Annotated in this window: 12 protein-coding genes; 5 read left to right on the top strand and 7 right to left on the bottom strand. The window is 39.9% G+C overall.

The genetic code is table 11. The features are described 5' to 3' along the window. The first annotated feature begins 8 nt into the window (after positions 1–8). From ACMX3D_RS07040 to ACMX3D_RS07020, 5 genes are all read left to right on the top strand, one after another. Positions 9–1,034 carry an ABC transporter substrate-binding protein gene (locus ACMX3D_RS07040; RefSeq protein WP_482750721.1) on the top strand — a complete coding sequence of 342 codons (1,026 nt, stop codon included), beginning with the start codon at positions 9–11 and terminating at the stop codon, positions 1,032–1,034. Positions 1,035–1,209: 175 nt separating this feature from the next. Beyond that, entirely contained in the window at positions 1,210–2,034 is an 825-nt protein-coding gene (locus ACMX3D_RS07035) for a class I SAM-dependent methyltransferase (RefSeq protein ID WP_482750720.1), read from the top strand. A gap of 297 nt (positions 2,035–2,331) precedes the next feature. After that, the gene (locus ACMX3D_RS07030) at positions 2,332–3,429 is read left to right on the top strand and encodes an aliphatic sulfonate ABC transporter substrate-binding protein (protein WP_482750719.1); all 1,098 of its coding nucleotides are present in this window, start codon (positions 2,332–2,334) and stop codon (positions 3,427–3,429) included. A gap of 80 nt (positions 3,430–3,509) precedes the next feature. Next, the gene (locus ACMX3D_RS07025; protein WP_482750718.1) at positions 3,510–4,373 is read left to right on the top strand and encodes a TauD/TfdA dioxygenase family protein; all 864 of its coding nucleotides are present in this window, start codon (positions 3,510–3,512) and stop codon (positions 4,371–4,373) included. Between the two features lie 416 nt (positions 4,374–4,789). Further along, the gene (locus ACMX3D_RS07020; RefSeq protein ID WP_482750717.1) at positions 4,790–6,286 is read left to right on the top strand and encodes a TonB family protein; all 1,497 of its coding nucleotides are present in this window, start codon (positions 4,790–4,792) and stop codon (positions 6,284–6,286) included. A gap of 113 nt (positions 6,287–6,399) precedes the next feature. On the opposite strand, the gene ACMX3D_RS07015 is transcribed toward ACMX3D_RS07020, so the two are convergent. The 7 genes from ACMX3D_RS07015 to ACMX3D_RS06985 form a co-directional block, all read right to left on the bottom strand. Next, positions 6,400–7,230 carry a hypothetical protein gene (locus tag ACMX3D_RS07015; RefSeq protein ID WP_482750716.1) on the bottom strand — a complete coding sequence of 277 codons (831 nt, stop codon included), beginning with the start codon at positions 7,228–7,230 and terminating at the stop codon, positions 6,400–6,402. 77 nt (positions 7,231–7,307) lie between these two features. Next, positions 7,308–7,487 carry a hypothetical protein gene (locus ACMX3D_RS07010; protein ID WP_482750715.1) on the bottom strand — a complete coding sequence of 60 codons (180 nt, stop codon included), beginning with the start codon at positions 7,485–7,487 and terminating at the stop codon, positions 7,308–7,310. 245 nt (positions 7,488–7,732) lie between these two features. Continuing rightward, a complete protein-coding gene (locus tag ACMX3D_RS07005; protein WP_482750714.1) occupies positions 7,733–8,287 on the bottom strand; it encodes a hypothetical protein in 555 nt (184 codons plus the stop codon). 34 nt (positions 8,288–8,321) lie between these two features. After that, positions 8,322–9,902, bottom strand: a complete 1,581-nt coding sequence (locus tag ACMX3D_RS07000) for a TrbI/VirB10 family protein (RefSeq protein WP_482750713.1) — start codon at positions 9,900–9,902, stop codon at positions 8,322–8,324. Positions 9,903–9,924: 22 nt separating this feature from the next. Continuing rightward, on the bottom strand, positions 9,925–10,605 hold the full coding sequence (locus ACMX3D_RS06995; RefSeq protein ID WP_482750712.1) for a hypothetical protein: 681 nt from the start codon (positions 10,603–10,605) through the stop codon (positions 9,925–9,927). Between the two features lie 68 nt (positions 10,606–10,673). Next, on the bottom strand, positions 10,674–11,501 hold the full coding sequence (locus tag ACMX3D_RS06990; protein ID WP_482750711.1) for a hypothetical protein: 828 nt from the start codon (positions 11,499–11,501) through the stop codon (positions 10,674–10,676). Between the two features lie 119 nt (positions 11,502–11,620). Further along, entirely contained in the window at positions 11,621–12,676 is a 1,056-nt protein-coding gene (locus tag ACMX3D_RS06985) for a hypothetical protein (protein WP_482750710.1), read from the bottom strand. Positions 12,677–12,679 lie beyond the last annotated feature (3 nt).

Genomic DNA, 12,679 nt, shown 5'->3' with positions numbered 1-12,679 from the left:
AAACAAATATGCTGTCGTTTGCAGTAGGGACTGGTTTTGTCAGTCAAAATAAATTGACTTCAAGATTATCAACTTTAGTTGTGTGCTTCCTGCTACTAACAACAGCATGTAGTCAAGATGGCAGCAATTCTAGAGTCCAAGCGGAAAATGTTAGCACTACAACTACCTTACGCATAGGCTATGTAGGTAGTGCAGAACCAACAGGGCCACTGGGTTGGGCAAAGAAAAAAGGAATCTTAGAAAATGAACTACAAAAATCTGGATTTCAGAACATTACCTTTGCCAGATTTGGTAATGGGCCAGATTTAAATGAGTCTCTTGTCGCAGGACAGATAGATGTCGGTTTTTTAGGCGATACACCAGCTATAGTTCTGAGAGCCAGAGGTATTAATACTAAGTTGTTGCGGATTACTCAGTTTAATAATACCGCCTGGCTAGTAGCGAAAAAAAATGGCCCGCGTTCTTTAACTGAACTGAAAGGTGAGAAAGTCGCTACTCAAAAAGGTTCATATATGCATCGTTACCTATTGGGTCTATTAGATCAGACTAAACTTGCTAAAGATGTCAAAGTTGTTCATTTAATGAGTACTGAGGCAAAGTCTGCTTTAGAACGTGGAGACATTGCTGCTTATGCAACTTCCAGCGATATGGGGCCTTTTCTCAAATCTCAAGGATTTCCGGTGATTGATTCATCAGCAGATCACAATAATTTGTCAGGAACATCATTAGTTGTCGCAACCGAAAAGTTCCTGTCTCAACAGCCTGATTTCCCACGGAAACTGAATACACTCCTCACAGTAGCTGTCAAAGATTTAAAAGCTAACTCCGAAGAATATTACAAGTATCACGCCCAAACTAGTAAATACCCAATCGAGATTATCAAAACATCTTACCCATTAAATCAAGTTCCCGAAGAACCATTTCCATCTGACGGAGTGAAACTCTTAGAAAGTACGAAAAAGTTTCTTGTTTCACAAAAGTTAGCCCAATCTGACTTTTCATTAACAGATTGGATGGTTAAAGAACCACAGTAACAAAAGCTCTGAGTTGCAAAAACTTTCCCTAACTTAATTAGAAACTAAAAAGACTGAAGAATAAAATTTCGCACTTCACACTTCAGACTTCAATAAAGCTGTCTACTCGTTAACTCATAGGGTGGACATGATTAAATGTCCACCTTACTTTCCTAAATTAAAAGGAAACTGAATAATGGTACAGGCATTAAAAACCCTTCCTAACTATGACCCAACATTATTTGAAGGCGCTGCGGAAGACTACGCTCAGTACAGAACTAAATATCCACCTGCTCTCTTTGAGAAACTAACAGAAATATTTAATCTTAACGGACAAGGAAGGCTTCTAGACTTAGGTTGCGGCCCAGGATTAATTGCTATTCCTTTGCGAAATCAATTTGAGGAAGTAGTGGCTGTAGATCCCTCCTCAGAAATGTTGCAAGAAGCGCAACACCAAGCAGCCGCAGTAGGAGCAAATAACATCACTTGGCTAGAACAAGGTGCAGAACTCATCGACTCTAGTTTAGGGATATTCAAATTAGTTACCATCGGTAGAGCTTTCCACTGGATGGAGCGAGAGCTTGTACTAGAACGTATTTATGAGCTACTTTCTGAGGATGGTGGTTTAGCGCTGATTAATACCAATGAGAATCCTTGGTTAAGTTCTTTACCTTGGAAACAAGCTGCCATTGGAGTTGTGAAAAAATGGTTAGGAGAAGAACGACGGACTGGACAACGAGGACAAGGTATCCGTAAACCCGTAGATCCTCCTCATGAAGTGGTAATTGCCAATTCCGCTTTTGCTCGTCAAGAAGTATTTGAAGTACCTTTTCAAAAAACTTGGACAGTCTCTAGCTATCTTGGCTATTTATACACGACAGCTTTTGCATTGAAGATTTTCTTTGGTGATAATGCCGAAGCGTTTGAAGCAGATTTGCAAGCAGCATTACTAGAAGTTGAGCCTTCTGGAGAGTTCACCGAGGAAATCAAAGCTAATATTCATGTGGCTTGGAAGCATTAGCAAGAAAGGCAAAAATAAAAAGTTAAAATTTAAGCAAAAGAATGTTTATGCACTAGATTTTTACTAATTTTAGGTTGTATTTTTGTCTTTCTTGCCAAAGATTTATATCTCACTAGCACGACATTGGGGTGGGTTAATAGCACTCTCTTACCTCAAGTTTTCTCAGGGTTGCCTCCTAACAGTTGATTGAGTTTTCAGCCCCTCATCGAGTCAATATAGGGTGGGTAATACCCACTCTTTTTCCTAAATAAAATCTTCAACACTAAAATAAATAACAGAATACAAAATTTTTCATTTATGCTTTTTAATTACAATAGCTATGTCAAGTTTACTAGAAAAATTAATTTCCTGAAACGGCTAAAAGTAGTACGTCGCTCTCTAATATTTGTAGTTGGCTACTGTTTGGTAATATCAACTACTCTGTTAAGTTGTAACGCGCCATCTAACAATACTCAACAGCAAGCAAATGCACCAACTCATGCCGAAAAGCAAGTAGTACGAATTGTGCGTTCAAAGCAACTTTCCCCATTAGCTGTTTTAGAAAAGCAGGGTTCTTTAGAGAAAAGATTGGAACCCCTGGGTTTTAAAGTAGAATGGCCGGAGTTTGCTGCTGGGCCACAACAATTAGAAGCCTTAAATGCAGGCGGACTGGACATAGCATCTACAGCAGAATCACCTCCAATATTTTCGCAAGCCGCAGGAACGCCTCTTGTCTACCTAGCTACTACATTTTCTAGTGGTAAATCTATCTCGCTGTTAGTTCCGACAAACTCACCTGTGAAATCTATTGCTGACTTAAAAGGTAAAAAAGTTGCTTTTCAAAAAGCATCAATTGGTCACTATCTTTTAGTGAAAGCATTAGAATCAGTGGGGCTAAAATTAAGTGATGTACAGTCTGTATTTTTGCCACCACCAGATGCTAATGTAGCTTTTAGCCAAGGCAAAGTGGATGCTTGGTTTATCTGGGAGCCGTTTGTTACTAGAGCCGAACAAAATAAAGTTGGTCGGGTGTTGGTAGATGGTGGTAATTTGCGTGATACAGGTAATTTTTACTCAACCACAAGGCAGTTTTACGAAGCACATCCTGATGTGATCAAAGCATTTTTAGAGGAGCTAGAAAAATCGGATCTTTGGATTAAAGAGTATCGTGCAGAAGCTGCAAAATTATTAGCTCCAGTTACTCAGCTTGATGTACCTACCCTAGAGATTATGCATGGTAAATATGAATATGGTTTAAAACCAATCACTGAACAGGTGATTGTTAAACAACAAGAAGTTGCAGACAAATGGTACAGCTTAGGTCAAATACCTAAAAAAGTGAATGTCAGAGAAGGATTTTTGACTCCTGAAGAATATGCCAAAATTACTCCTTCGGATGTGTTAGCGAAACAATAGGGAGTAGGAAAGTAGTATTTTTACTCTCTATTTTGATTGAGAGTTTTGCAGATTTTTCTAATTACAAGTGTGGAGATATTATGCCAACATTAACTTTAACAGAAGTAAAAATTACACCTATTGATGCGCCTTTGGGAGCAGTGGTGACTGGTTTAGATGCGAGTCAACCTGTTGCACCGGAAGTTATTTTACAACTGAAACAAACTTTGCGCGATCGCCACATTTTAATCTTCAAAAATCAAAAGCTGACTGATGAGCAATTTTTGAATTTTGCATACTACTTTGGCGACCTATATGTACCACCAGATGATATTCCTGTATTGGCTTCTCAACCAGGTGTAACGCCAGTAGTGATTAACATTTCTAATGTCGATGGTGGCTATACAGGTACAGGAGAATTAGCCTTCCATTCTGACCACCATTGGACTCCTCGTCCGTCTGCTGGTTCGTTGCTTTATGCGTTGGAAGTACCTTCTCAAGGTGGTGATACTTATTGGTTGAACCTCAACTTGGCTTATGAAACTTTGGATGAAGCAACTAAACGCCGGATTGCAGATTTACAGTTGATTACTTACAATCCATTTTTACGCGATCGCTCTGCTCCTAAAACTACATACCGTTTAGATCGCAATATTCCGCTGATTAGCCCTGTATTTCCCCATCCTCTAGTGCGGACACATCCTGAAAGTGGCAAAAAAATCCTTTATTTAGACTACGCCACAGAAGTTGAAGTCGTCGGTTTAGAACCAGAAGCAGGTGCAGAACTCATTGAACAGTTAAGAGAGCATCTAAATCAGCCGCAGTTTTACTACAAACATCAATGGTCTGTAGGCGATATCGTCTACTGGGACAATCAAGCTACTTTACACTACCGTCAAGCTTTTGATCCGAATGAGCGCCGAGTTATGAAGCGCGTTAGCCTCGCAGGTAGCCGTCCCTTCTAGACTTTAATTTCCCAGGTACCGCGTGATTTTCTTTGGAGTAGGTTGTCTTACTCCAATTTTTTATTTTCTAAGTTATGGCAGTAGCCAAAATAGTGAGGACATCAGGAAATAAGAAAACTTAGACAGCAAAAGACTTTTAACTCTGTTACCTGTCACCTATTACCTGTCCCCCACTATAAGTGAGAGTTTTTCTCAAAAGCTTTATAGCTTAATTGATATTTATTTTTTAAAAGTTTATTGTTTTTAACAAAAGCAATGTCTTGCAAAAGCAGATCATTTACCAAAAGAACTATTTTTTCTAAACTATGAACTGTGTTGTAGCCGCAGCAGTGCTACAAAGTCCTAATTTTTGGCTTGATATTTGTCAAGGAGCATTATAAAATGACAGAGTTTAGTGATAATAGGTGGCAATAACTATGAGCTTTTCCAGCATTGCTGTTGAGCAACGTTCTAAAGAAGCTCAGGCTCTAAGGTTATTTCTGGGTTACAGTTTGGTGGGTTCTCTGGCACTGCATATTGTCGTACTGGCTTCTGGTATAGGCAACTTTTTGGCGAGAGTACCTACTGAAGAAAATGAACCAATAGAAATAGCGATCGCTGATGTTCCGGAACCAAAAATAGAAAAAGCTCCTATAGAAGAAAAAAAGGAGCAACCTGATCCAGTAGTGTCTCAACCGCGAACTCAGATTCCTGAACAGTCACCTGTTATTGCTCAAAAACAGCCAATAGCGATCGCTCCAGTTCAAAAATTTGTTGAAAAGCCTCAAATTCAGCCTATTAAACAGCAACCAAAACAGACTATCCAACCCGATAAACCTTCAACCTCTGTCAAAAACCCTGTTGTGTCTAATGCAGTGACTACTAGTCCCAAGACTACGCAGACATCTACAGCCACTAGTAGTAGTTCAGCTTCTAGCGTTAGACCCGAATTAACTAGTATTAGTAACAGTGGTGGTTCAGGTTCTAGTGGTGGCACAGGAATTTTAACTAGTACTGGTAGTGGTACTGGTGTAGGTATTGGTAGTGGTACTGGTAGCGGTACTGGTGTAGGTAGCGGTAATGGTACAGGCACTGGCACTGGTAGCGGTACTGGTATAGGTAGCGGTAATGGTACAGGCACTGGTACTGGTAACCGTAGCGGTAATGATAATCTAGTAGCAGTAGCACCGAAACCGCCCAAAATTGAAGCACCATCTAATCGTCGGAGTGGCAATGGCCGTGCAGCCTGCCGTCAGTGTGACAGTAAGTATCCAGAACAAGCAAGACGGCGAGGTATTGAAGGCAAAGTTGGTGTTGCTGTTGATACCGATGCTAACGGAAATGTTACTAACGTCAGATTGACTCGTTCTAGTGGAAATCGAGAGCTAGACGAGGCACACCTCAGACAAGCTCGTGAATGGAAACTGAAGCCGAATGATGGTGGTAGACAAGGAGTAACAATTGAGACTGAGTACGCTATCCGTGGCTCACGCCGATATCGGGAAGCTCAAGAACGCAAGCGGCAAAGACAAGCCAGAGAAGCCGAACAAAGAAATCAACCAACAGCAGATGCTAATCAAAGCGCAAGTAGTGAAACTCCTAGACGCAGGCGGCGTTTAACTTCAGGAACTATTGTTGATGTTCCGCCAGAAACAAGGCAGAGACGAGAGCCAGCATCAGCATCAGAAAGCACTCCGCTTCGTGGTCGCTTGCGTCAGCGTACTAACAACAACACGCCACAGCCACGTCCGAGCCAAGCAGCTACGTCAAGTGGTGAAAATAACTCACAAAGAGTGCTACGCCGTCGCCGTCGTCCAGATTCAGCTGCAACCTCCGATAGTAGCACTAAGCTGCGGAATGCTCTGCGTCGTTCTCGAAAACAATCAGAGTCTGCGCCTGCTGCTCCTGCCTCAGTCCCATCGAATAATGAGTAATATCTCACTGCCAGTTGCGTAAGTTCTGTACATATTTAATGGAATTGTTGACTGTTAAAGGTTGACAGTCAACAACTTCATGAAGTGATTATGCAACAAATAGATGTTTTAGCTTAACGTTGTGGGCAAGTAGTCAAAGAGCTTTGAAAAACCCTAGCTGTAGCCTTGGGTAGATGAGAAACCAGTGTGACTTTTCCTTTATTGTCTAACACCCAACCTGTAGCATGTGATATAGGCACAACCTCAACATTTGGAATAAAATTTTTTATTTCTGACAATTTTCTTGGGGTTTCAGTCTTTCTGGGAAATGCAGTTAGACGAGTATCAGACCACACCACATCATTAGTAAGAGTTTCATTCGGAGCAGGTGGCAAGCCGCCACGCCCAAGGATACTAAAGGTGCTATCCGAACTTTTTTGACAGGCATCTTGGGCAATGAGTTCGCTGGAATCAACTAAATTTTCTGGCAATTTCGTTAAGCTACTGTTAGGTTCATTGACACTGTTAATTTGCACTTCACCTTGAGCGCCAAACTCTGAACTAACAGTAAAATCGTTAACGGCAGTTTGCTGTGGCTGAAATCGAATACCAAATATGGCTTGAGCATTAACGTCAATCCTACCACCGTTGCCAAATTCTGCATTCGCAATAATATCACTACCTTTTAAACCCGTTGGCGGTAAAACAATTAAGAATTTGGTATTGATATCAATGTTGCCACCATTAGCTCTACTGTTAGCAGTGGCAGAAATGAGACTTTCGTTTCTTAGCAATAAGGTATTAAGTCTGTCTAGCCGAATATTGGCTCCGCCTTGCTCTCCAGAGCCAGTTTCTGCGGTAATGCTTCCTCGATTGAGAAATAAAGAATTAGCTGCTATTTCTAAGTTGCCTGCTTGTCCTTGAGGACTGCTAACACTAACTCGTGAATTATCAGAGATATTCAACTGATTTGTATTGACTGTTAATTTACCAGCAGTAGCACCTGCGGTAGCTTCTACTGATAAATTACTGTTACCACTTACTAATACTGACTCTGAGGTGTAACAGTTGAATTATGAGGTAGAGTCTGATCTGGAGTAGGTTGCGCTTGGACTGTATTGTCTCTGCCAATTAGTACACCCATGATTAAGGCAGATGATATAGCTGCTTTTGTCCAACGGGTAGACCAATCTCGTTGTCTTGACAAACTGTGAATAAACACTGAGTTAACCCCACCAGCGTAGTTGTTAGCTAGTTAAAATCAGTGTATATAATAGCTGATAACTTGACGCACATAATTTATTCGGGGCAGGATATTTACATTTTGGAAAATTTCAGATTGTTAAGAATGACGCAAAGACTGATGTAAAGGCGCAAGAATTTACGCCTTCATACCATTTCACGAAAATCCTGATAAAAATTCATTGGTTGTTTACTCTTTCCCCCTACCCCTTGCGGTCTATTTTTTTACCGAGGATGGCGCAGACAAGGAGACTTGTTATCTGTGGTAGCTTCATCACCATAAATCGCTAAAGTGTGATAGCCAGGGTCAGAGTCTGTATAAAGGACTTGAAAAGTATACAGCTTACTTTTGCCTTGCCCTTCAGTAATCACTGTTAAAAGTGTTTTATCTGTGTTTGGTAGTCCAGGAATTTTGAGTTTAGGAATGCGCCTGAGTTGAATGACGTTTGCAGCTGAGTTTTTACAATCTCCAGAATTGAAATTTTGATTTTGTCCGAACTGCATACATACTGGCCCATCAAAATCTATAGTTACTTGTGATGGGTCATTTAACCAGACTTTTTTAATTGTTTCGCCAGCTGGCAAAAAGCTTAAATTTGTCCCTTGCACATAAGAAACTGTAATAGTTGGCACTACACCACTTAAGCCTTGTGCTTGACAAGAAAGCATAGAACGCAGAACTGCATTTTGCGCTACGGCTCGACCAGCCAGCAAGAGAATTCCGGCGGAAACCATCAAGGAGGCCAGAGAGAAGAAAGGAGAAGAATTGACATGTTTCATAACTGCGATCGCTAAACTACATCAGTAGTAAAAATTAAAACTGTAACGGTTGATTAACGTATACTTCCACTTCTTTGCCAGCAGCTATAAACCAGACGTTAGTTTGTTGGGTTAATTGCGCAATTGCTTGTTGATTGCGTTGGGAAATTTGGGGAACTACAGAGTTAAAACCACCTTCCAAAACACCAGCTAAAATGTTGCGTCTGGGATTAGTATTACTAACAATCGTACCTGTCGCAGTTGTAGTCACAACTTGAGCCTCTGTACGGTTAAATAACTCTGCGGCTTTACCAATACCACCCAATACAAATAAACCTAAATCCATACCAGCAATAGCGCCACCTGAATTCGGGAATTTATTGGCTAATAAAGGTCTACCTTTGACACCACGAATAATAATGGCATTTTTCGGCAAGGTAGTTTCTGAAATGACACCATCTTTTTGGGAAACAATTTTGGTAACATTTAACTGCAACAGACCTTGCTCGGAAATAGATTTAATGTCAGCTAATAACTCCGTTTTTGCCGGAATGGCAACTTGACCATCGGTAGACTTTAAAGGTTGTTTTAATTGAATGACAAATACGTTTTTATCTTCGTCGTCGTCTTTGTTGTTATTTCTTGATCTGGTGGTTTCTCCAAAAATTGCTGTAGCTACCACAGCTTTAGTACTTGTGCCAACAGCTACAGTCTTCGGCCCTTGATTTTGGGCTACACTAAGTCCAGTATTTGGCTGAGGTTGTGGTTGTGGTTGATTCTGGGGTTGTGTTAGCTCTGGTGAGGTAACAGTATTGTTGTTGCTGGCTGGGGGAACTTGACTGATATTAACCGCAGATGTCCCAGTTGTAGAAACTTGACCGTAGCTACCCAATTTAGCTAACTTTGCCCATTCCTGAAGCGGATCTGGTGGAGCAGGTGGAGTTGTCACTACTGGTTGTGGTGGTGGTGAAAATTCTGGGACTGGCCGACTTTCGGGGATAGAGGTAACAGCAGCAGATCTGACTGGAGCCGGATTAGCCTGACGAGGAACATAGACTATTTGAGGTGGTGCTTGTACTGCTGGCCTGACATTTCTTGTAGCTTCGCGGTTAGGTCTGGTATTTACCTGCGAAACTACTCTGGCTGGATTTCTGAGATCTTGTTGAGATGCTGAGACTGCTTCTGCTTGTTCAGCCAAGGCTAATTTTGTTTTCAGATCTTCGACTTCTTGTTGTAAATCTTGCTGGCGAGGAGCAGTGGTTGTTGATGGAGTCGGAACGGTAACAACATTATTTGCCGACTTTTTACCGCTACCACTCATTAATTGTGATAAAAAACCACCAGCTAACAAAACTACCACTAAGGTGGCAGAACCAACTAAAGTTAATTTAGCAAAAGGATTTGCCGACAGAGGTTGAGTAGTTTTAACTTCTTGTGGTTCAGAAGTCAAAGCCTCTGGAATGTCTGGCTCTTCAGTAGCTTCGACATTCACAGTTTTTGATTCGTCTTCAAAACCTACTAATCTTGCGATTTTTGATTCCCAGTCTGAAGATTCTGTTTGTTTTTGTGAATCAGGATTAGGGCGATTCACAAGACTTTGAGAAGGAAGTTCTGAAGAAATGGAATAAGAAGTCATGGTATATAGCTTGGTGATAATGTTAAGAACAATTTTTGTCTTTTATGTCACATATATTGTAAATTTCTAATCTCGCTTCGCCAAGACGGTGGGCAGCTAAATGCCAGAGCGAAGGTTTTGCAGGTAATGAGGTTACTGCTTCATCGACGGCTCGGACTAAAATTTGTTTATTAAAAGGACTTGATACTCCTAATTTGTCATAATTACTAAAACTTAATTGATGAGCATACATTTCTAATTTCCAGGCTCCCTCTGTAATTTTTGTAGGCTGAGAAATGCTATCAATAATTAATACATATTCGCTGCCTTTATTAATAGTTTGAAATTGCGAGCCTGCTTTTAAATTTGTCAATTCTAAAAGTAATTTTTGTTTAATGTTATTAGATAACATCTGAGAACTAATATCCCAGGCTGTTTGGGGCGGTTGTTGATCTGACCAAGTTAGCATAAGGCTCATGGTTTCACCGACAAAGCGACGAATTGTTTCGGGATATCTTTCAAAGCTTGGTTTGGGATCTACTGTTATGGCTTGACCGTCTACAAGTTGTACTAAACTTTGCGGTGTTAATTGTTGTTTAAGAGCCTGTAACATCGATCCATGAAACATTAATAGTAGTAAGGCAAAGACGTTTAAGCCGAAAGTGGCGACGGCAAATAAAGGTAAAATATTACTTTTTTTGTTTTCTGTTTTAAGGATTTGCATGAATACTATTTATAGGGAATGAGGAATAAATTTTGATTATTTGTTATCAGTTGTTCTTTATCAGATAGTTATTGAAGAAAAGTATTATTTATTCTCTGATTGAGACATTGATTTGTTTTATCTTCTGGATTATTATATTCATCTATTAAACACAAATTCCGAATTTCATAAATTTCTAGTTTGTCTGTGCGAGTGTTATAAATTGCTTTTTGTAGATCTGTGCTATTTTCGCTGAGAGGATAAGGAAAATAATCAACTGCACGGACTAATAAATCTTTATTAAATGCTGTGACTCTGCGGCGATTTTCAGAACGTTTTATTTGAACTAAGTCAGCTACCATCCCAACACGCCATTTACCAGGGGCGATTTTTTGAGGAGGATATAGGCGCTTAATAACTAATTGTGCTGTGATGCTTTGGCTAGGGTTGCTAGTAAAAACTTCTGGTGGTGTTAGTTCTGCGATCGCACTTAATAAACCTTTACGAAAGTCTTCGGAAATTGCAAAACTAGCTATCCAAGTACTAGTAGTAACGTTTCTATTACCACCTTTTAAAGTGCGTACTTGTATTCCTGGATCTGGTTTAGGTTTAGCGACTTCTTCGACAGTTTGTGGTGGTAAGTTTCCCGACCAGTTGAACATAGAAATCATCGTTTTACTGACGAATTGACTAATTGTTTCAGAGTCTCTTTCTAATTCATCAGTTGCGGTGGGTGACTTACCATCAATCATCTGCACAAAGTTAGGTGGTTTTCGCAGACTCAGTTGACGAATATTTAAGCCTTGAATAATAAATAAAATTAACACTAAGATTTGCAAACTAAAAGTGGCGATCGCAAAAGTCGTCAACACACTTCCTGTTTGTTTAGGTTGTCTTTTTTTAAGTAAATTGACCATACGATCACCTTTTAAGACATATAGGGAGTAGGGGAAGAAAGTCTGTCTTTAAATTGCTGAAAGCCTTACTTACTATAAGAGTTTCTTCATTTCAGACTTCAGACTTCAGACTTTTTTTGCTATATCCGATTTTTCACCAAAGTTTCAGTATTACTAATAGCGCCAAAAACTGCAAACCCGCCAGCCGCTGCTAATAACAACGACAACAAAGGCGCTAAAATTCCTAAAAAGATGATAAACCACATTAAATCAGGGCTGGCGTTAATATCTTCTCCTGGGCCATTAACAATGACTGCGGCTGTCAATGCTGCAATAATATTAAAAGAAATCTTGGCAATTCCCGCTGCTAAAAACCCTGTAAGCCAAGCAAAAATTGGCTTACCAGCAACAGGTAATAATGAAGCACCTACAGCTATAGGGCCTAAAGCTGCTATCAGCAACATCGTAGCTTCTAGCAAGTTTTGAAAAGCATATTGTAACGAAATTAAAAAGTTTTTAATACTTGTCTGTCCTGTATTGCCTAACAGTGCATTAAATGCAGTATCAGTGACAATTCCGTTAGCAATTCCTGTACCAAACTTAATTTGATTAACTTGATTTTCTAACCTATCTATCCAAGTTTTATTTCCGTATCGATTTCTATATTCTTGCCAAAGGTCATCAATTTGGTCACTGGCTTTGTTCAAACATTGAGTTTGTTGTTCTCCTGTGAGTGCTTGGCAAGGACGCAGTAAAGAACCTGCCACTTCTTCCGCTACACTCATATTTATTGCTTGCTGATATGTTTGTTCTGCATCAGCTGTAGCTACTACTTGTTGATTCACAACATTGATAAAATTCCTGACACCTAAAGTGAGGTTTGAAAGCACACTACCATCACCAGGATTACTTAATAAAACTACGACCACAAAAGGCCAAATCAAACCAGTTATAGGACGAGAATATTCACTGTAAATAACATCTTTTAGCCACTGCACCATAAAAAATAAGAGCGTGCCAACAGCAAAAAATATTCCTAAATTTGTTAGCGCTCCATATAAATTATTACTTGTATTATTTTGTAATAACTCTAGCCATTGTTTGTCCCAACTTTCAGCAATACTTCTAGCTGTTGTTGAGCCATTTTCAAGAGTATCAGTAATGCCTGGAAAAGCTTGTAAAAGATAAAGCTGCATTTT

This window comes from Anabaena sp. TISTR 8404, from assembly GCF_056847745.1.
The sequence above is the reverse complement of the archived record's forward strand: the minus strand, read 5'-3'. Positions and strand labels throughout refer to the sequence as shown.

What these genes read in the sequence shown, in the direction of transcription:
- ACMX3D_RS06995 (WP_482750712.1), bottom strand. Translation starts at nt 10,605, where the DNA reads ATGCAAATCCTTAAAACAGAAAACAAAAAAAGTAATATTTTACCTTTA.
- ACMX3D_RS07035 (WP_482750720.1), top strand. Translation starts at nt 1,210, where the DNA reads ATGGTACAGGCATTAAAAACCCTTCCTAACTATGACCCAACATTATTT.
- ACMX3D_RS07030 (WP_482750719.1), top strand. Translation starts at nt 2,332, where the DNA reads ATGCTTTTTAATTACAATAGCTATGTCAAGTTTACTAGAAAAATTAAT.
- ACMX3D_RS07025 (WP_482750718.1), top strand. Translation starts at nt 3,510, where the DNA reads ATGCCAACATTAACTTTAACAGAAGTAAAAATTACACCTATTGATGCG.
- ACMX3D_RS07005 (WP_482750714.1), bottom strand. Translation starts at nt 8,287, where the DNA reads ATGAAACATGTCAATTCTTCTCCTTTCTTCTCTCTGGCCTCCTTGATG.
- ACMX3D_RS06990 (WP_482750711.1), bottom strand. Translation starts at nt 11,501, where the DNA reads ATGGTCAATTTACTTAAAAAAAGACAACCTAAACAAACAGGAAGTGTG.
- ACMX3D_RS07040 (WP_482750721.1), top strand. Translation starts at nt 9, where the DNA reads ATGCTGTCGTTTGCAGTAGGGACTGGTTTTGTCAGTCAAAATAAATTG.
- ACMX3D_RS07020 (WP_482750717.1), top strand. Translation starts at nt 4,790, where the DNA reads ATGAGCTTTTCCAGCATTGCTGTTGAGCAACGTTCTAAAGAAGCTCAG.
- ACMX3D_RS06985 (WP_482750710.1), bottom strand. Translation starts at nt 12,676, where the DNA reads ATGCAGCTTTATCTTTTACAAGCTTTTCCAGGCATTACTGATACTCTT.
- ACMX3D_RS07000 (WP_482750713.1), bottom strand. Translation starts at nt 9,902, where the DNA reads ATGACTTCTTATTCCATTTCTTCAGAACTTCCTTCTCAAAGTCTTGTG.